The sequence below is a fragment of the Mycobacterium sp. IDUB_28 genome (genome assembly GCF_055419285.1).
Window position 1 is genome coordinate 701532 of record NZ_JBVAXK010000001.1, and the last position, 18655, is coordinate 720186.

Here is an 18655-nt window from a genome sequence, read left to right on the forward strand (position 1 = left end):
GGTCCTCGTGGCGGCCGCGATTTTCCGGGCGAAGACCGAGCGCGGGATTCGGTTGCTCGCCGCAGTCATCGACTGCCGAGCGACGTCGCCCAGTCGCTGAGCCGACCGGTCCCCCGGAATGGCGTGCCGGTCCTTCCCGGTTCGTCACCGACCTCGTGGGCGCGTCGATCCATGCAATCACCGAATACATTTCTAAATCCGGATACATCGCTGGATGTAATGTCATTTCAATGAATTTCCTCCCGACATCGGGTGCGTCTGGGTACCATGCGTCTGCAGTGTTGATATGCGTCACATGATCGTCTCGCGTTTCCCGAGTCGCGTACCACGATAGCTTTGACGAATCGGAGGTTTGTTGTGGCTACGTGGCGTGATGTTTGCCTTTACCGTCGGTCGATGCATCACCATTAGGAGGTGTGGGTCCATTAGCCCTGGCGTAGCTGTATCCCCCTCTACCCGCGCGGATTCCCAGTCGGGCAGAAACCGGCTCCTGGCTGTGCGGGTGCCCGAGTACCGTTGACAAAACATGGCTTGAACTGCACTTATTATCCCCTGGAGGTCATGGCGCGAGGACCGTCTGGGTGGTTCGTCCTCCCGGTCGAATGGATGCGGAGTGTTTCACCAGTCGATCATTCTCACCAATCGCGTGATTATTGAAGAAACCGCGGGCGGTCGCACATAAAGCGTCCGCAGAGCATCTAGTAAAAAGCGTTCCGGGGACAAGCGATGTTGGCTTGCCCAATAGCAGCTAAAAGGAAGAAAAGAGATGATCATTTCATCTTCAGTCGAAGACCGTGCCTTTACGCTGGCGAATGTCGAGCCAGCGGCTACTCCCATCGAGCAGCTATTGCGTACCTGCGAACTCGACATCTATGGTCACCGTGGATTTGTGAGTGAAACACACAATTTCTTCCCGCACGCACCGATGCCCCAGGGCCTCCCTGCGCAGTGGTCCGTATGGGATGAGTACGTGCAACAGATACCGGACTGGTATCGAGCCGGACGAGTGTGTAAGCAGCTGGTCGACCTACCCGTCTTGGATCCGGCCGACTTGCCCGACCAATACCTGGTTCGCGCCAACATGGTTCTGGGCGTTCTGGCTCTTGGCTTCAAATATTCCTGGCAAGAGATGTTCGAAAGCGGTCAGGATGCCAGTGCGGCATTGCGGCGCCAGATTACGGCCGCGGGCGACAATGTGCTCGACCCGATCCGCCGACAAATCATCGAGCCATGGGAGGCGGTCTGGCGCCGGATGGGCCGGCACCGATCTTGCGTGGAGAGCGATCTGTTCGTCGCCAACTTCGTCTGCGCCACGGGTGCGCCCTACGCATCGAACAACATCACCGGGGACAACGCGAAGTTGCTGGTTCCGTTCTTCGCAACCCGCACCGAGCACCGATTCTGGTTCTCTGTGGTCGAAATCTGTTCTCGTTTCCCAGGGGTCAGCGCGCCACTCGAGTTGCAGCGCGCGATGCGGGCACACGATCACGCACGGGTGGCGGCCGAACTGGTTCGGCTGGCACAACTTTGGCAATCGATTGTCGAAGACGTTCTTGCTTCGGCTGACACCCGAGTCAGTGCCATCGAATGGGGCAACACCACTGCCCGCTGGACTGCCGCCATGTCGGAGGGCGAAGAAGGCTTCTCGGGATTGTTCTCCCCTGCCTGGCATGTGATGGATCAGCTCATCGGTCGCACGAAATACGACTCGTTCCTCGGCCAGATCATGATTCGGACCAGAGCGATGTTGCCACCCGCCTGGCAACAGCTCGTCGCCGCTGTCGGTGAAATGCCTGTTTCCGAATACGTCGCTGAACATCGTGCGGAGTGCGCTCAACTGGACGAGGCCTACCACTTCCTCTGTCAGAGTTATGGATACTTTTTCCAGTCACATCACCGGAAGGTATTCGCGTATTCGTATCAAGCGATTCTCAGCGGTCGCGAAAGAAGCAACGGTGGAATCGAAGGCACTGCAGCGACGCCGGGCTGGGAACTTGCAAACCGGCACCTACGGGTCAGCGCCAACGAACGGCTGAGTGGGCCACGGCGAAATCATCTCCCCTTCGAGGTGTCGCCCACCTGCCATGGGAATGCCCAACTCTTGGCGTTGCCGTCGCGTGACCTCGGCTGGCTGCCGGGCGACCGTGCCGAGATCGCTGTCGAACGCGACGACGGGACATCGGTGTCGGTGCTGGCAAATTTCGTGTCCGAAGATCGCGAAAATGGCAGAACCTTCTTCTGGCTACCCGATCCGATCGAGGTCGGACGGGTCCGTTCAGTTGAGCGGCGCCCCAGCGCATTTTGCCGTCCGCCCAAGCGGCCGGCGCCTGTCGTCGTCTTCGCCGACCTGAGCTGCGTGGGCATTGCGCTGGCCATTGCACGTCACGAGTATGCGAGCACGCCGGCCATCTTCCTGGAAGGCGCGGAAATTCCCCGCGATCTTCTCCCGATGGTGAACCTCGGCACGACGATTCAACCCCACCGGGACCTCTCTGTCGTACTTCCGCGTGAGGCTCGAGACCTGCAGCGATTGCTCGATTGCGGGGCCCACGTGTACGTGCTCGGCGGTACCGCGTTCGTGCGCCGAATCCATGCCGCACTGCGTCATGCCATTGGACTGCACTCAGCCCTGGTTGACGACACGATGCGGCGATTGCGGGAAGAGCGTCGCCTGAACTTCTGCGTGCAGGTGGATTCCAGTCCGGTCGTACCGAATGCACGCTTCTATCCGTGGGATATTGCTACCGCAACCGACCCACGCCGTCGAGTGCGCGTCATTTGCAAAAGCAAAGTGCTCAACATCACGTCATTTCTCGCAATTCACCTCGGCGGCGACACGATCTTGTCAATGCTGGCCGGCACCGACATCACCAGGGAGTTCGAGATCGCGCATGGGAATGCGGCGAAGACGCTCGGGATGCCCGACGTGTTTGTCGAAGGCACAGCTGTGCCGATGCCGACTACCCTGCAACCGCTGACGGCATTCATTTATAAAGTGGTCCGCTACACCAACGCATTCGCGGTCACGCAGGCCGAGGTGCTGCGTAACAATGAAGCGGATCTCTACGTGCAGGCTTGTGGTCTATCGAACGCGCTCGAACTGTGGCCGGAAACCACTATGTGGGGTCAGGAACTTGCGGAGCAGCTGGGAATCGATTCCCAACGTCTCTCCGCCCTGACGGATATGTGCACGACGCAGCACAAGGAAACCATCGACTTCATCAAGCGATGTATGGCAGATCCGGATTCGCTTGAGCGGTGGGCAGACTATTTAGCCTGCTGTGTCGCCACGTACGAAGATTATGGCCGAATGCTGACGCTGCGGCTTTGCGACGTACTGCGGCGCGCGTACGCCGAACCCGACGGCGCCACCACTGTCGCCGAGGATGCTGCCGTGCAGATCCACGACGTGCTGGGGCGATTCGCGGCGAGTTGCTTTGACACCCTCCGATTCGGCAGGTCAACGCATGCCGAGCGTTGAACATTTGCGGGGAAAACTTCGGGGCCGCCTGCTCGTGCCGGGCGACAAAGACTACGACTCGGCACGACGGATCTGGAACGGTCGGATCGACAAACATCCGGGTGCGATCATTCAATGCCGCGGCGTGTCCGACGTCGTCGAGACAGTGCGTTTCGCCAATGCGCAGGAGCTTCAGATTGCGGTGCGGGGCGGCGGACACAGCGTCGCCGGACACGCCATGATCGACGGGGGAATCGTTGTCGACTTGAGCGGCCTCAAGGGAGTTGTCGTTGCGCGGGAGGCCAAAACGGCGTGGGCTGAAGCGGGCCTGCTGGGAAACGAACTCGACAATGAAACACAGCAATTCGGCCTAGCGACGCCGCTCGGCACCGTTTCACATACGGGCATATCGGGTCTCACCCTGGGCGGTGGCTACGGTTGGCTGTCGCGCAGCCACGGCCTCGCCTCGGACAACCTTCTGGCGGCGAATGTGGTTACCGCCCAAGGGGATTACATCCGCACAGATCGCGACACCCACGCAGACTTGTTCTGGGCGATCCGCGGCGGCGGCGGGAACTTCGGCATCGTCACCTCGTTCAAGTACGCACTGCATGACGTGGGACCGGACGTGTTCGGCGGATCGATTGCATTTCCGATCGCAGACGCAGCGACGATCCTCGATTTCTATCGGGACTTCACCCAGGGTTGCAACGATGACGTGACGCTCTATCTCTATTTCATGCATCTCGACGGTGAGTTCGCTTGTGTGCTGACGCTGCTGTCCAGCCTTTCCGCCGGGGACAACGACCGGTTGGCTGGGTGCCTGCGCTCGCTCGGCACGCCCATCCGGGACCAAATCGGCCTGGTGCGTTACTCGGCGTTGCAAAGCATGCTCGACAATGATGTGCCGCATGGCGGGCAATACTATTGGCGTGCCGGCTACCTGGGTGAGGGATCGCTGACCAGCACGGCGACGAAAACCCTCATAGAGAACTTGACGCAGATTACGTCGCCACAAAGTCTGGTTTCACTGGAGCACGTGGGCGGACAGATCAACCGCGTCGCATCATCGGAAACTGCTTTCCCCCATCGAGATGCGGCCTACAACCTCCTCATTTGTTCGGCGTGGTCGCGCGGACAGGAATCTGCGCGCCATGTGCGGTATGCCGACGATTTCTGGCAGGCGATGTCGCCCTACCTGTTAGGCAAGGCGCTTTACCAAAATTACGGAAGCGGCGATGCGCGCGCGATCTACGCCGGCAACTACACAAGGCTGGCCGAACTGAAACTCAGATTTGATCCGCACCAACGATTCAGCGGCAACAGACAGTTCGCCGACATCTAGAAAGGCACCATGCTGTGAACGCCACCCACTTCTATTCAACCTTTGAAGGCCTCATGCAGTCGGCCCTCGAAAAGGGCTTGGAAGATTTCCGGCAGAGCAAATTCCTTGACTACTGCAGGGAATACCACGACTTTCTCTGGGCGGACGAGCAGTACACGCACGTCCACCGCAAGCGGCTGCCGCACGCGCCGTACGAATTCGCGGCACGCTTCGTCGGAATACCGATGATGAACCTCCTGCTGCAGATGGGTGTTCACACCAACGCCTGGTTCCCCGGTTACTACGACATCGAAGATGAATACACGAACGGTCGTCAACCGCCACGGCATCCGAGCGGCCGTGTTTCACAAATGGTTCTGTTCGCCAACAGTGACGCGGGCTTGGAAAAATTGTGCATGGTGACGATCACCTTCCAAATTCTGCACACCGATCTGGACGGCGACTTCGGCTTCAAGGTGCCCGAGGTGTCGATTGTCGAGACGTACTGCGATGAGCCGGAAAGCTATGTCCGCCTGATCGGCCCCAACGATCCTGTCGAGGAATATCATCTGCTGGGCGAATCGTGGGTGATCTGAGGAAGACTCGCCCGCGCCGCCGCCGTGTCGTTCACTCGAATTGCACCGGATAGGTTCAATTCGACGACGATTCAGAAGGTTTCGGCGCTGACCAGCCCTACGGGGCGTTAACGTACCGACGGGAGTCGACACGTCGGGCACTCTCGTACAGTGCGGATCGAGATCGCGGCATCGTCCGACGTGTCTGTGCTGCAACACTACTCGTCGTCGATCATGCCGAAAGATATGGGCAGTGCGTACTGATACCTAACAGTCTGTGCTGCAGTGATATTCACATACCCCGCCTGTGACGAGTCCGGGCTGCCAGCCGTGTCGTTGCGCGTTTATCCGATCGAAAGCTGTTGCGGCATAACACTAGTCAAATCAGATGATCTTCGACAGATCTGCATCAACCTGGTCCGGGATGCGGTACAGTGCACGCATGCAAACCCAAAATGTAGAGAAGACAAAGACTTTCGAAGATCTCATCGCAGAGGCCATGGCTGCGCCTACGCCGGGTTGGGATTTCTCGTGGCTCGAAGGCCGCGCCACGGAGGAACGCCCATCCTGGGGGTATCAGCGATTGATGAGCGAGCGATTGGCCGGCGCGTCAGCGGCGTTGGATCTGCAGACCGGATGTGGCGAGGTGCTGGCGGGGGCGGAGAAGTTTCCGCCGACCATGGCCGCCACCGAATGGTATCCGCCCAACGTAGCCCTTGCGACAAAAATCTTGCATCCGCGCGGCGTGGTGCTGGTCGCCACCAGCGACGAGCCGGTCCTGCCATTCGCCGACGAGGCGTTTGACCTGGTAACCAGCCGCCACCCGCACGACGTCGGGGGCTGGTGGACTGAGATCGCGCGCGTGCTCACGCCCGGCGGCACCTATTTCGCCCAACACAACGGTGCCGACACGATGGTCGAACTCATCGAGTTCTTCCTCGGGCCGCAGCCCGGTGCAGGGGCCGAGCGCCAGCCCGAGGTCGAAAAGCGGCAGGCGGAGGCGGCCGGGCTGGAGATCGTCGATCAGCGGTTGGAGCGGCTGCGCGTGGAGTTCTTCGACATCGGGGCAGTTATCTATTGGCTGCGCAAGGTGATCTGGGCGGTCCCCGACTTCACCATCGAACGCTACTCTGACCGCCTGTTCGAACTTCACCAATCTATGCAGGACAACGGTCCCTTCGTCACGCGCTCCGTTCGCATGCTCGTTGAAGCCCGCAAGCCCGATCACTATCGCCCGGGAAGTGCGTGAGCATCTTCTCCGAATAGGTGCAGCGCGGTCGTTCCCGCGGCGTCGGGCCTGATTAGTCAGAGGCCGGCGTCGCGGGTGACCCGAGCGAAGCGGCTGTCGGGCGCACCGGCATCCCGTACCGCCGCGACATCACCGACGATGTCGACGTCGTCCAGAACCTCCACGAGGTCGACCTCGATCCCGTTGTCGCGCAATGCTTTCAGCGTGAGATTACCGGTGTCGGCTTGGGACATCGGCACGCTACGCAAACATTCGGCGTCGGTGGGTGCCTGCAGTCCGAGCACCCACCAACCGCCATCCCGCGCGGGCCCCAGCACGGCCTGAGCACGAAGTAGGCGTTGCGCGCAACTGGTCAGCAGCGGCGCGGTCACCTGAGGCGTGTCCATTCCGATCTGCAGCACCGCGTGCCCCGCGGCGCCTGCGTCGGCGTGCGCATTGGCGAGCCTGTCGGCGAAGTCCACCCCGCGTTGCCCGATCACGGTGAAGGACTCGAGCCGACGGCGGATCTCGTCGCCTCGGGCGGCCGCGTCCAGGTCGCCGACCAGTGCCACCACCGTGGCTGCCACCGGTGTCGCGGCCACCGCATCCAGCGTGTCCAGCAGCGCGGCGGCGGCGATCTCGGCGGCGGTCTGTTCGCCGACGGATGCGGCCAGGCGAGTCTTGGCACGGCCGGGCTCCGGCGCCTTGGCGACCACCAGCAGGGTCACCGGCATCGCCGTCATGAAATCACCTTCCAGAAATCCAGCACGGCGGTGATGCTGCCCCGCAGCGAACCGCTGACCTTCGATTTGCCGCCCGTGCGGGGGCCGTAACTGACGTCGAGTTCGACCACGCGCCAACCGGCGGCCGCGGCGCGGACCAGCAACTCCAGCGGATAGCCCGAGCGCCGATCCACGACACCCAGATTCAGCAACGCTTCCCGGCGGCCGACCCGCATCGGCGCGATGTCGTGCACCGGCAGGCCGTGCCGGGTCCGCAACCGCCAGCTCATTACCACGGTGCCGATCCGGGCGACCCACGGCCAGTGCAGCCCGGGCACCGGTCGCCGCCGGCCAATCACCAGGTCGGCACCGCGACCCAGTTCGTCGACCAGCCGAGGCAGGTCGGCGGCGTTCATCGAACCGTCGGCGTCGATGACCGCCACGATCGAGGTAGTCGCGGCGACGACTCCCGCGTGCACCGCCGAGCCGTAACCCGGCTGCGGTTCGACGACCACGTCCGCACCGTGGCGGCGAGCCACCCCGGCCGTGTCGTCGGTGCTGTTGTTGTCGACGACCAGCGCCCGGTAGCCGGCCGGAATGGCGGCAAGCACCGCCGGCAGCGACTCCTCCTCATCGAGGCAGGGCAACACCACCGTCACCTCGGGTGCCATCGGGTTAGCCAATGTGACCTACCGCCTGCTGGCGCAGCGGGGCGAACGCGAAGTCGCGCAGCCCCACGAGCGGGTCGACGGCCGCGCTGAAGCCCAGCACCTCGGCGGCCCGGCCGGGGTCGGCGACGATATGCCGAACGTCGCCACTGCGGTACTGGCCGGTGACGACCGGGGTGAACTCGCAACCGCGGGCATCGCACAGCGCGTTGGCCACCTCGAGGATCGAGATGGGCCGTCCGGAGCAGACGTTGACCGCCGTGAAATCGCCGCGATCGGTCGTGCAGCCGGTCACTGCCGCCAGGTTCGCGGCGGCGATGTCGTCAACGTGAACGAAGTCGCGCATCTGGCCACCATCCTCGAATACCCTTGGTGCCGCACCATTTTCAAGTGACGAGCGGAAGATCGCCGCGACACCGGAATACGGGGTGTCGCGGGGCATTCCGGGACCGTAGACGTTGTGGTAGCGCAGCGCCACCACTGAACCGCCGGCCGATTCCGACCAGGCCAGCGCGTAGTGCTCCTGCGCGGTCTTGCTCGCCGCGTACAGGCTGCGCGGGCGCAGAGGTGCGTCCTCGTCGACCAGTCGCCACTGCAGTTGCTCACCGCCCACCGGACACCTGTGCTCGAATATGGCGGCGTCCAGGTCCGCCGGGCGGCGTGGTAGCGGATCGACCGGTCCGTGCTCGGGGCACGCGTAGCGCCCCTGCCCGTACACCACCATCGACGAAGCAAGCACCAAACGTCGGATCCCGGCGGCGTACATCTGCGCCAGCAGTACCGCGGTGCCGAAGTCGTTGTGGCCGCCGTAGGCGGGCGCGTCGGCGGCGTTCACCCCGGCGCCGACCATCGCAGCCTGATGACATACCAGATCGACACCGGCGAGCAGCGGGGCCAACGCCTCGCCGTCCCGGACGTCGACCCGGTGGCATCCCGACGGCAACTGCGCATCGACACCATGGGCAGCCGGCAACAGGAGGTCGACGCCCACCACCTCGTGGCCGGCGGCGCGCAGAGCGGCGCCCACCCGGGACCCGATGAATCCGGCGGCCCCGGTCAGCAATATCCTCACGGCTGTGCCAGCGGCACGCGGGGGTTGAACAACTCCATCTTCTCCTCGTCGTTCTCGTCGGACCAGCCCCACCGTACGTGTCCGCGTGGGCCGGCCGCCAAAGTGCTTGCTGCGTGGGAGATCTCGACTCCTTTCGGCCGCGCGGCAGCGACCCGGCGCGGTGTGGTGGGTTACCACGCTGCCGTCACGGCGAATCCGGGTGTGACGCCCGCGGCAGGGTGGCTGCGGGGCTGACCGCTCGCGGCTCGTCGGCAAGCCCGAACAGCGCGCGGTCACCTGTCATCCGTCCCCTGTGCCCGACTCCGCCTGATACGAAACACCTGATCACAGGGTTGTGGCGAGCCGCGAGCGAAAATTTCGTGTTTTGAAATCAAGCTGACGGCAATCCACCCGGCGCTCGGTTCCGAATACCGGATGAATGCACCCACGACGCGAACGGCATGGTGATGTACGTCTTCAGAACAACCCGGACAGCGCCGGTGACCCCGCTGGCCACGGACGCTCTGCGAGTTCCACAGTGAGCGTCGACGCGCGCGAGGCGGTGTCCAGATCAGCCGATTTGATCTATCGCTCGGCTGCAGCAGGCCGCTTGTGCTGGGCGCGGGACCATCGCGGCCAGCGCCGCGATCTGCCGATGGTGCGCTGGCTGGGTGGGCAGCAGACCACGCCGCAGGACCGGCTCGCTGACGAGCACGTCCTGGGCCTGTGCTCGCCCCGGCCCACTCTCGATGTGGGTTGTGGCCCGGGACGATTCACCGCAACGCTGCAGGAGCGCGGCCTACCTGCACTCGGAGTCGACAGTTCAGCGGCCGCGGTCGAGATGACACGACGTCGCGGGGGCGCCGCGATTCGGCGCGACTTGTTCGCCCCGATGCCGGCCGAGGGCAGCTGGCAGCAGATCCTGTTGATTGACGGCAACATTGGCATCGGCGGGAACCCGGTCCGGACTCTCAGACGGGCCGCCGACCTGCTCGCCCCCGGCGGTGTCGTGATCGCCGAGATCGATTCGCCGACGACCACGGTCTGCTTCGAGATCCTGCGTTGGGAAACCGAACATCATCTCGGCCAATGGTTTCCGTGGTCGCGCGTCGGAATCCAGGCGCTCGGTGGGATCGCTTACGCCGCCGAATTCTTCGTCACTGAGGTGATCGAAGTGCACGGTCGGGTGTTCGCCGTCCTGACGGATGCAGCGCGTCGGCGGTTCGGCGCCAGCGCCGGCATCCCCGCTTGAAGCCTTTATCATCAAGGCACTGAACCTGCTGTGACAGAAACTGATTCGCCACCCGAGAACGGGGCGCGTCACGCATTTCCGGCTCCGCTGTGGCGCGCACTGGAGCGCCACCCTCCCCCGGGATCGCGTCGGCTGCAACTCTTTAGCAGCCCTCTGCGCGGCCCGTGGCTGACGTCGGTGTTCGGTGCAGCGCTGCTGATCGGGTTACCGGTGGTGATCCTGACCGGCCTGCTGTCCTATATCGCCTACGGTCCACAGTTCGGTCAGGCGTTCCCGCAGGATGTGGGTTGGCTCAAGCTACCGACCTTCGATTGGCCGAGCCGGCCATCATGGCTGTACCGGCTGACTCAGGGCGTGCACGTCGGTCTGGGCCTGATACTCGTGCCGGTGGTGTTGGCCAAGCTCTGGTCGGTGATTCCGCGGCTGTTCGCGTGGCCGCCGCTACGCTCGATCGCGCAACTGCTGGAGCGGGTGTCGTTGTTGATGCTGGTGGGCGGCATCCTCTTCGAACTCGCCACCGGGGTGCTCAACATCCAGTACGACTACCTCTTCGGATTCAGCTTCTACACCGCGCACTATTACGGGGCGTGGGTGTTCATCGCCGGCTTCGTCGTCCATGTAGTGATCAAATGGCCAAAGATGTTGGCCGGACTACGGTCTCGGTCAATTCGCGAGATATTGCGCACCTCGCGCGCCGACACCCGTCCGGAACCTCCCGACGCCAGCGGGCTGGTGGCCGCCGACCCCGCTCCCCCCACGCTGAGTCGCCGCGGGGCACTTGCCCTGGTCTCCGGCGGGGCGCTGTTCGTTGCCGCACTCACCGCAGGCCAGACCCTCGGTGGCGGCATCCGCAGGACGGCCCTGCTGTTGCCGCGGGGACGCAGCCGCGACGGTGATTTCCAGGTCAACAGAACCGCTGCGGCCGCGGCCATCACGCCCGCCGACACAGGCGCGGACTGGCGGCTCACCCTGCGCGGGCCGGGACGAAAGCTCATAATGGACAGGGCCGCCCTCCAGTCGATGGCGCAATACACCGCCGAACTGCCGATCGCCTGCGTCGAAGGGTGGTCGACGACGCAGACGTGGACCGGAGTCCGCCTGGCTGATCTGGCCGCACTGGTCGGGACGCCGAACCCCACCCGGGCCACGGTGCGATCACTGGAACGCGCCGGTGCCTTCAATCAGGCCGTGCTGCAGGCCAACCAGATCGGCAATCCCGACTCGCTGCTGGCGCTTCGGGTCAACGGCGCTGACCTGTCGGCGGATCACGGCTATCCCGCGCGCATCATCGTGCCCGCGCTGCCGGGGGTGCACAACACCAAGTGGGTACGGTCCATCGACTTCGGAGCATCCTGAAATGCGTGCCCGGTTCACCGCGTGCTACGGGGCCGACCCACTGCATCTCCTGGGCACGGTCGCGGCGTTGGCATTGGCAGGTTATGTCGTAATCCTGTTGGGCCCGAACGGGCTATGGAATTCCAGCGTCTGGTGGCAATCGATCGGCGTCTGGTTCCTGGCGGCGATCGTTGCACACGATCTCATCCTGTTTCCGCTCTACGCGCTGGCCGACCGGTCGCTGATCAAAGCCCTTGCCGCCGTGCGTATTCAACGTTCAGCGCCCGCGCCGCGCGTCTCGCCGCTCAACTACCTGCGCGTTCCGACCCTGGCCGCGGGACTGTCGCTACTACTGTTCTTCCCCGGCATCATCGAGCAGGGTGGGCCGAGCTATGCCGCGGCCACCGGGCAGGATCAGCAACCCTTCCTCGGGCGCTGGCTGCTGCTCGTCGCCGCGGTATACGGACTCAGCGCGCTGGCCTACGCCGCTCGCCTCGCAATACTGGGGCGTCGCGCGAAATCGACCGACCTCACCGTCTGACCATGGCCATAAGGTGGGGTGTTGTGAAAACCGGCCGTCGCGAAGTCATCGCGGTCTCGCTGGGCATCGTGCTGGTGGTCGCGGCTTTCCTGGTGCCCTTCCTGCACCTGGGCATCGTCACACCGCTGAAGAACAGTTCGGCGCAGGCGATCCACGCGGTCGCCGACACCGCACCGATCTTCGGCTGGTGGAAAGCCCATGTGGGCTGGGGCAGCATCGCCGCGCTCGCGATCGGTCTTGCCGCGGTCATCTGGGGGACCGGCCTGGCGCAGCGATTGTCGTGGCGGACGCTCACGCTCGCCACGTGGGCCACGTCGTGCGGGTGGGCGTTCGCGCTGGCGATGATCGACGGCTGGCAACTCGGGTTCGCGGGACGGCTGGTCACCCAACACGAATATCTGCGGCAGGTACCGGCCGTCACCGACATCCCGGAGATGTTGCGGACGTTCGCCAGCCGCATTGTGGACTTCCAGCCGAACTCGTGGATCACCCACGTCTCCGGCCATCCCCCCGGCGCCCTGCTCACCTTCGTCTGGCTGGACCGCATCGGACTGGGGGGTGGTGCGTGGGCGGGTGCGTTCTGCCTGCTGGTCGGGTCGAGCGCGGCCGCCGCCGTGATCGTCGCGGTGCGCGCCGTGGCCGACGAGCCGACCGCCCGGTTGGCCGCGCCGTTCGTTGCGGTCGCGCCGACCGCGATCTGGATCGCGGTGTCCGCCGATGGCTACTTCACCGGTGTCGCCAGCTGGGGCATCGCCCTGCTGGCGCTGGCGGCGAGTCGCAGCGTGCGCCGGCCGCTGCTGGCGGCGGCCGGCGCCGGCCTGCTGCTGGGCTGGGCCGTCTTCCTGAATTACGGGCTGGTGCTGCTGGGTTTGCCGGCGGTGGCGGTGCTGATTGCGGTGCGCAATCGTCGAGCGGCGCTGACCACGTTGGCTGTGGCGGTTCCGGCGGCGATGGCGGTAGCGCTCACCTTTGCCGTGACAGGCTTTTGGTGGTTCGACGGCTACACACTGGTCCAGCAGCGTTATTGGCAGGGCATCGCGATGAATCGGCCGTTCCAATACTGGGGTTGGGCCAACTTCGCCTCAGTCGTCTGCGCCGTGGGCCTCGGCAGCGTCGCCGGCTTGGGCCGGGTCTTCGACCTGCCGGCAATTCGGCGGCTATCCGGTCTGCATCTGCTGGTGCTGGCGGCACTAACCGCGATCCTGTGCGCAGATCTGAGCATGCTCAGCAAGGCCGAGACCGAACGCATCTGGCTGCCGTTCACGGTGTGGTTGACGGCGGCTCCGGCGCTGCTGCCGCGATCATCGCAGCGCTGGTGGCTGGCGCTCAACGTGGTCGGCGCGCTGGTGCTCAACCACGTCATCCTGACCAACTGGTAGCCCGCTACGTTCGCCAAGCAGCGCGGCGCGTTGCCCGAGCCGAGGCGTTACTCGCACAGAGATCGCTGACGTGAACGAGCTCGACCCCGAGGTCGTTCAGAACGCCGCACCGAGACTTGGCCGCACTCGCGGCGAACCGTCGGCAAAGGCGTGTTGACCAGGCTCCCCCGGAAGGACTCGAACCTTCAACCCTTCGGTTAACAGCCGAATGCTCTGCCAGTTGAGCTACAGGGGACTATCAGTCCAACGAACGCTGGCGCTGACCGCGGGACGACTCTAGCGTACTGGCAGGGCTGTACCCAATTAGACCCAACCGGCGCTTGCGCAGCCGTTGCCGAACAGATGAGGCAGGATGGAGCCAATGCATTTCATCTCGGAGGGATCGCTTTGATCGGGTATGTCGCCGTATTGGGGGTGGGCTACGTGCTGGGCACGAAGGCCGGACGTCGCCGCTACGAGCAGATCGCCGGCACTTACCGGGCCGTGACCAGCAGCCCCGTGACCAGATCGCTGATCGAGGGGGGCCGGCGCAAGATCGCCAACCGAATCTCCCCCGACACCGGATTCGTGACGTTGGCCGAGATCGACGCCGGGACCACCGTCGTCGAACGCAGCGCGCAGGACCTGAATCCAACGGTCGAGGCGCAACCTACGCGGTGAGGTCGTTGCCGCTGGCCTGCTCCAGCAGGCTGCGCCGGTAGGCCTCCATCGCGACCAGGTCGCCGAACAACGCGTGGTATTCGTCGCCCTGTTCGATCGGCGACATGCGCTGCAGTTTGGACTTCACCTCGGCGATCTGCCGACCCATCCACACCTCCTGCAGCCGGGCCAGTACCCCGGAGATGTAGCGCGGCAACTGCTCGTCGTCGGCGCGGATCGTCTCGACGCCCAGCTCACTGATCAGACCGGCGGTCAGGGACGACTTGGTCTGCTGGCGCACCATGTCCAGCCATTGGCCGCCGCTGACGCCGATCGAGGTGCCGCCCGCCGTCTCGATCGCGGCCCGCACGGCGGCATAACCCGGATGCGTGAAGCTTTCGACGGTCAGGGTGTCGAACACCGGACCGGCCAGCGCCGGATACTGCAGCGCCGATTTGAGCGCCTCACGCTGCGGCCACAGCGTCGGGTCACGCGGATCGGGCCGGGCCACGCCGGGATCGGCGGCCGCCGCGTCCGGGTTGGCCGCAACGGGGTCCCGCGCCGGACGCCGGGACGGCTTCGCGCCGACGGACCCGCCGCCGCTGCGGGATTTTTTGGCCTCACCCCGCACCCGGTCGATGACCTGCGCGACGTCGTCCCACCCGACCCAGCCGGCGAGCTGGCGTGCGTACTCATCGCGCAGCGTCGGGTCCTTGATCTGGCCCACCATCGGCACGCAACGACGCAGCGCGGCCACCCGGCCTTCGGCGCTGTCCAGGTCGATCTCGGCCAGTGCGGTGCGAATCGCAAACTCGAACAACGGGGTTCGCCGGGCCACCAGATCGCGCAGCGAACCGTCACCGGCCTTCAGCCGCAGGTCGCACGGGTCCATGCCGTCGGGCGCGACCGCCACGAAGGACTGGCCGGCCAGATTCTGCTCGCCGGCGAAAGCCTTGAGCGCGGCGGCCTTACCGGCGTCGTCACCGTCGAAGACGTAGATCAACTCGCCCCGGAAGAAGCTGTCGTCCATCATCAGCCGGCGCAGCATGGCCAGGTGCTCGTCGCCGAACGCGGTGCCGCAGGACGCGACCGCGGTGCTGACCCCGGCCAGGTGCATGGCCATCACGTCGGTGTAACCCTCCACCACCACCGCCTGGTGTCCCTTGGCGATATCGCGTTTGGCGAGGTCGATCCCGAACATCACCGCGGACTTCTTGTACAGCACGGTCTCGGGGGTGTTGACGTACTTGGCTTCCATCGGGTCGTCATCGAACAGCCGGCGCGCACCGAACCCGATCACCTCGCCGGCCGAGCTGCGGATGGGCCACAACAGTCGCCGGTGGAACCGGTCGATGGGGCCGCGGCGCCCCTGCTTGGAGAGTCCCGCAGCTTCCAGCTCCTTGAACTCAAAACCTTTGCGCTGCAAATGCTTTGTCAGTTTGTCCCAACCCGAGGGGGCGAATCCGCAGCCGAAACGGCGGGCGGCCTCGGCATCGAAGCTGCGCTCGGTCAGGTATTGGCGGGCCGGGGCGGCCTCAGCGGACTCCAACTCCTCGGCGTAGAACGCCGCGGCCGCCGCGTTGGCGGCGACGAGTCTGCTACGGCTGCCGCGGTCGCGTTGCACGCTGGTGGCCGGGCCGGTGTAGCTGATCGTGTGGCCGATCCGGTCGGCCAGCATCTCGACGGCTTCCACGAAGCTGACGTGCTCGATCTTCTGGATGAAGGCGTAGACGTCGCCGCCCTCGCCGCACCCGAAGCAGTGGAAGTGGCCGTGGTTGGGGCGGACGTGAAAGGACGGCGATTTCTCGTTGTGAAACGGGCAGAGACCTTTGAGCGAGTCGGCACCGGCGCGCTTGAGTTGGACATAGTCGCCGACGACGTCCTCGATCGCGGCCCCGTCCCTGATGGTGGCGATGTCGCGATCGGATATTCGGGACCGACCGCCGGGACGGCCGGCGTCCCTGGAACCCGCCGGACTCGACACGGGCTCAGTGTAGGCCGTTGCCCGGACGCTTACCGGCCGTGCTGTCGATGCGTTCCAGTCGCCCCTCGGTGTAGGAGGCGATCTGATCGACGATGACCCGCAGCCGCGCCTGGTCGTCGGCCGCGGCATTGAACGCCGCGGCAAACATCGGGTCCAGGGTCTGCGGGGCGCCGGTCTGCAGCCAGTGCGCCACCCGGTGAATCCGCTCGCGCTGCCGGGCCTGAGTTTCCAGGTGGCGTGGGTCGGACATGATGAATTGCAGCGCAAGTATTTTCAGCACTGCAACCTCGGCCCGGACCAGATCCGGCACGTGCAATTCGGCCTGGTAACGCACCAGCGGCGCTGGCCCGGCCGCCGAGCGGGTAGTCGCGATGGCAGCTGTGGCAAACCGTCCGACCAGCTCGCTGGTCAGCCGCTTGAGCGCGACCGCCGCCGCCAATGTGGCGTCGTACTTACCGACGGCGGCAACCACCGGCAGCCCGGACAGCCGGCGCGCGGCCTGCATCAAGTCGTCGGCTCCAACCTGGGGAAACTCGTTCTCCCCCAGCTTGGCCAATCCAGCGGCTTCGTCCTCGTCGGCGAGCACCCGCAGGTCGATGCGTTCGGAGACCACACCATCTTCGACGTCGTGCACGGAGTAGGCGACATCGTCGGCCCAGTCCATGACCTGGGCCTCCAGGCAGGTGCGCCGACCCGGGGCGCCGGCGCGCGCCCAGGCGGCAGCCTCCCGGTCGTCGTCGTAGAAGCCGTACTTGCGCTCTCCGGCGCTGCGCGACCACGGATACTTTGTGACCGCGTCCAGCGCGGCGCGGGTCAAGTTCAGCCCCGCGCTACGCCCTTGTCCGTCAAGAACTTTGGGCTCCAGGCTGGTCAGGATACGGAAGTTCTGCGCGTTTCCCTCGAAACCGCCGTAGGCGTCGGCGACCTCGTTGAGCGCCCGCTCACCGTTGTGCCCGTACGGTGGGTGGCCGATGTCGTGGGCCAGACCGGCCAACTCGACGAGATCCAGATCGCAGCCCAGGCCGATCGCCATCCCGCGCCCGATCTGGGCCACCTCGAGCGAGTGGGTGAGCCTGGTGCGCGGCGTGTCGCCTTCCCGTGGCCCGACCACCTGGGTTTTGTCGGCCAGCCGGCGCAGCGCGGCGCTGTGCAGCACGCGCGCCCGGTCGCGGGCGAAGTCGGTGCGGTGCTGACCTTCGGTACCGGGCAGACCCGCACTCTTCGGCGCTTCGAGTACCCGCCGCTCGCGGTCGAAGTCGTCGTAAGGGTCGTCCCGATCTGTATTCACCGCCCCACAGTCTGCCAGCGGTCGATGTCACTCTTCCCAGCCAGCCGGATACCGGTTTAGGCAGGACGGTCAGGGGTATCAACAGGCTCACTGGGTCGGATCCAGGGTTGAAGAAAACTGGCGGGTCTCGACAGGTTTCCGGTGCGTCGTCGCCGCGATCAGACCTGATCTTGACATTCCCCGCTCGTGCGCCCGACCGGCCCGCCCACAGTGTGCCGCCGGGCGAATCCCTTGCGCAGTTCAGGAGTGGATCAATAGTGACGAAGTACGTGCACAACAAACGTTGGATGCGCCGACTGGCAACCGCCGCGTGCGCGGCGGCCACCGTCCCGGCGTTACTCGGGGTGGTCGGCAACGAACCGGCTGCGCGGGCCGCTGCGCCCGAATTCCTGCAGGTGCCCTCCGCGGCGATGGGCCGCAACATCACCGTGGAGTTCCAGCAGGGTGGTGCCCCGGCGGTCTACCTGCTCGACGGACTGCGGGCCCGCGACGACCGCAACGGCTGGGACATCGAAACGAACGCGTTCGACGAGTACCAGGGGTCCGGTATGTCGGTGGTCATGCCGGTCGGCGGACGCTCCAGCTTTTACGCCGACTGGTACGGGTCGGCAAACGGCGCCACCTACAAATGGGAAACCTTCCTGACCAGTGAGCTACCGGCCTACCTGGCGGGCAAGGGCGTCCGCACCACGCGCAATGCCGTCGTCGGCGTCTCGATGTCCGGATCGTCGGCACTGATCCTCGCCGCCTACCATCCCAGTCAATTTGCCTATGCCAGTTCGCTTTCGGCGTACCTGACACCGTCCAGCGGCAACGGACCCACGCTGATCAAGTTCGCGATGAACGACGAAGGCGGTTTCAACCCCGAAGACATGTGGGGCCCGTCGGGCGGACCCGGGTGGCAGCGGCACGATCCCACCGTTCAGGCCGGGCGACTGGCCGGCAACAACACCCGCCTGTGGGTGTACAGCGGCAACGGAACACCCTCGGAACTGGGGCAGAACAGCCTCCCGGGCCAGGTCATCGAGCAGGTCGTACTGCAGAGCAACGTCGACTTCAAGAACGCCTATACCGCGGCCGGCGGACGCAACGCCACCTTCAACATCGACGGCAGCGGTGTCCATGGCTGGAGCTATTGGAACGCACAGTTGGTCGCGATGAAATCCGACATGCAGCGGACGCTGGGAGCCGGTGGCGGGCAGGCCTGAC

The 18655-nt window shown here is 65.0% G+C and carries 15 protein-coding genes and 1 tRNA gene; 10 read left to right on the top strand and 6 right to left on the bottom strand.

From position 1 onward, the window contains the following. Nucleotides 1-766 precede the first annotated feature (766 nt). The 4 genes from ACZYZ9_RS03275 to ACZYZ9_RS03290 all read left to right on the top strand — a co-directional run bounded on the left by ACZYZ9_RS03275 (nucleotide 767) and on the right by ACZYZ9_RS03290 (nucleotide 6608). On the top strand, nucleotides 767-3481 hold the full coding sequence (locus ACZYZ9_RS03275; protein ID WP_463824755.1) for a cytochrome b5 domain-containing protein: 2715 nt from the start codon (nucleotides 767-769) through the stop codon (nucleotides 3479-3481). Continuing rightward, nucleotides 3468-4805, top strand: a complete 1338-nt coding sequence (locus tag ACZYZ9_RS03280) for an FAD-binding oxidoreductase (RefSeq protein ID WP_463824756.1) — start codon at nucleotides 3468-3470, stop codon at nucleotides 4803-4805. Before ACZYZ9_RS03275 ends, ACZYZ9_RS03280 begins: the two co-directional genes overlap by 14 nt. 14 nt (nucleotides 4806-4819) lie before the next feature. After that, complete coding sequence (locus tag ACZYZ9_RS03285) at nucleotides 4820-5380, top strand: hypothetical protein (RefSeq protein ID WP_463824757.1); 561 nt, start codon at nucleotides 4820-4822, stop codon at nucleotides 5378-5380. A gap of 421 nt (nucleotides 5381-5801) precedes the next feature. Continuing rightward, entirely contained in the window at nucleotides 5802-6608 is an 807-nt protein-coding gene (locus ACZYZ9_RS03290; protein WP_463824936.1) for a methyltransferase domain-containing protein, read from the top strand. Between the two features lie 56 nt (nucleotides 6609-6664). On the opposite strand, the gene ACZYZ9_RS03295 is transcribed toward ACZYZ9_RS03290, so the two are convergent. Genes ACZYZ9_RS03295 through ACZYZ9_RS03305 form a run of 3 tightly spaced genes read right to left on the bottom strand, consistent with a single transcriptional unit; the run spans nucleotide 6665 to nucleotide 9049 of the window. After that, nucleotides 6665-7330 carry a TIGR04282 family arsenosugar biosynthesis glycosyltransferase gene (locus tag ACZYZ9_RS03295; RefSeq protein ID WP_463824758.1) on the bottom strand — a complete coding sequence of 222 codons (666 nt, stop codon included), beginning with the start codon at nucleotides 7328-7330 and terminating at the stop codon, nucleotides 6665-6667. Continuing rightward, a complete protein-coding gene (locus ACZYZ9_RS03300; RefSeq protein ID WP_463824759.1) occupies nucleotides 7327-7980 on the bottom strand; it encodes a glycosyltransferase family 2 protein in 654 nt (217 codons plus the stop codon). The genes ACZYZ9_RS03295 and ACZYZ9_RS03300 overlap by 4 nt, the downstream gene beginning before the upstream one ends. Nucleotides 7981-7984: 4 nt before the next feature. Next, complete coding sequence (locus ACZYZ9_RS03305) at nucleotides 7985-9049, bottom strand: NAD-dependent epimerase/dehydratase family protein (protein WP_463824760.1); 1065 nt, start codon at nucleotides 9047-9049, stop codon at nucleotides 7985-7987. Between the two features lie 517 nt (nucleotides 9050-9566). On the opposite strand from ACZYZ9_RS03305, the gene ACZYZ9_RS03310 reads away from it, so the two are divergent. The 4 genes from ACZYZ9_RS03310 to ACZYZ9_RS03325 all read left to right on the top strand — a co-directional run bounded on the left by ACZYZ9_RS03310 (nucleotide 9567) and on the right by ACZYZ9_RS03325 (nucleotide 13535). Beyond that, entirely contained in the window at nucleotides 9567-10280 is a 714-nt protein-coding gene (locus ACZYZ9_RS03310) for a methyltransferase domain-containing protein (RefSeq protein ID WP_463824761.1), read from the top strand. A gap of 99 nt (nucleotides 10281-10379) precedes the next feature. Beyond that, entirely contained in the window at nucleotides 10380-11636 is a 1257-nt protein-coding gene (locus ACZYZ9_RS03315; protein WP_463824937.1) for a molybdopterin-dependent oxidoreductase, read from the top strand. 1 nt (nucleotide 11637) lies between these two features. Continuing rightward, a complete protein-coding gene (locus tag ACZYZ9_RS03320) occupies nucleotides 11638-12156 on the top strand; it encodes a hypothetical protein (protein ID WP_463824762.1) in 519 nt (172 codons plus the stop codon). Nucleotides 12157-12179: 23 nt separating this feature from the next. After that, complete coding sequence (locus ACZYZ9_RS03325; RefSeq protein ID WP_463824763.1) at nucleotides 12180-13535, top strand: hypothetical protein; 1356 nt, start codon at nucleotides 12180-12182, stop codon at nucleotides 13533-13535. A gap of 162 nt (nucleotides 13536-13697) precedes the next feature. Here the strand turns inward: ACZYZ9_RS03325 and ACZYZ9_RS03330 are convergent. Beyond that, nucleotides 13698-13770: transfer RNA gene (locus ACZYZ9_RS03330), tRNA-Asn, on the bottom strand. A 152-nt stretch (nucleotides 13771-13922) separates the two neighbouring features. Here ACZYZ9_RS03330 and ACZYZ9_RS03335 point away from each other — a divergent pair. Beyond that, nucleotides 13923-14195, top strand: a complete 273-nt coding sequence (locus ACZYZ9_RS03335; RefSeq protein WP_463824764.1) for a hypothetical protein — start codon at nucleotides 13923-13925, stop codon at nucleotides 14193-14195. Here ACZYZ9_RS03335 and dnaG read toward each other — a convergent pair. Both dnaG and ACZYZ9_RS03345 read right to left on the bottom strand, forming a co-directional pair. Then, a complete protein-coding gene (gene dnaG, locus ACZYZ9_RS03340) occupies nucleotides 14185-16158 on the bottom strand; it encodes a DNA primase (protein ID WP_463824765.1) in 1974 nt (657 codons plus the stop codon). The genes ACZYZ9_RS03335 and dnaG overlap by 11 nt on opposite strands. Before the next feature lie 4 nt (nucleotides 16159-16162). Then, nucleotides 16163-17446, bottom strand: coding sequence for a deoxyguanosinetriphosphate triphosphohydrolase (locus tag ACZYZ9_RS03345; protein ID WP_463824766.1), 1284 nt, complete (start codon nucleotides 17444-17446; stop codon nucleotides 16163-16165). A gap of 287 nt (nucleotides 17447-17733) precedes the next feature. Here ACZYZ9_RS03345 and ACZYZ9_RS03350 point away from each other — a divergent pair, with 287 nt between their 5' ends. Next, nucleotides 17734-18654 (top strand): esterase family protein, encoded by a 921-nt coding sequence (locus ACZYZ9_RS03350; protein ID WP_463824938.1) that lies wholly within the window; start codon nucleotides 17734-17736, stop codon nucleotides 18652-18654. Nucleotide 18655: the final 1 nt, after the last annotated feature.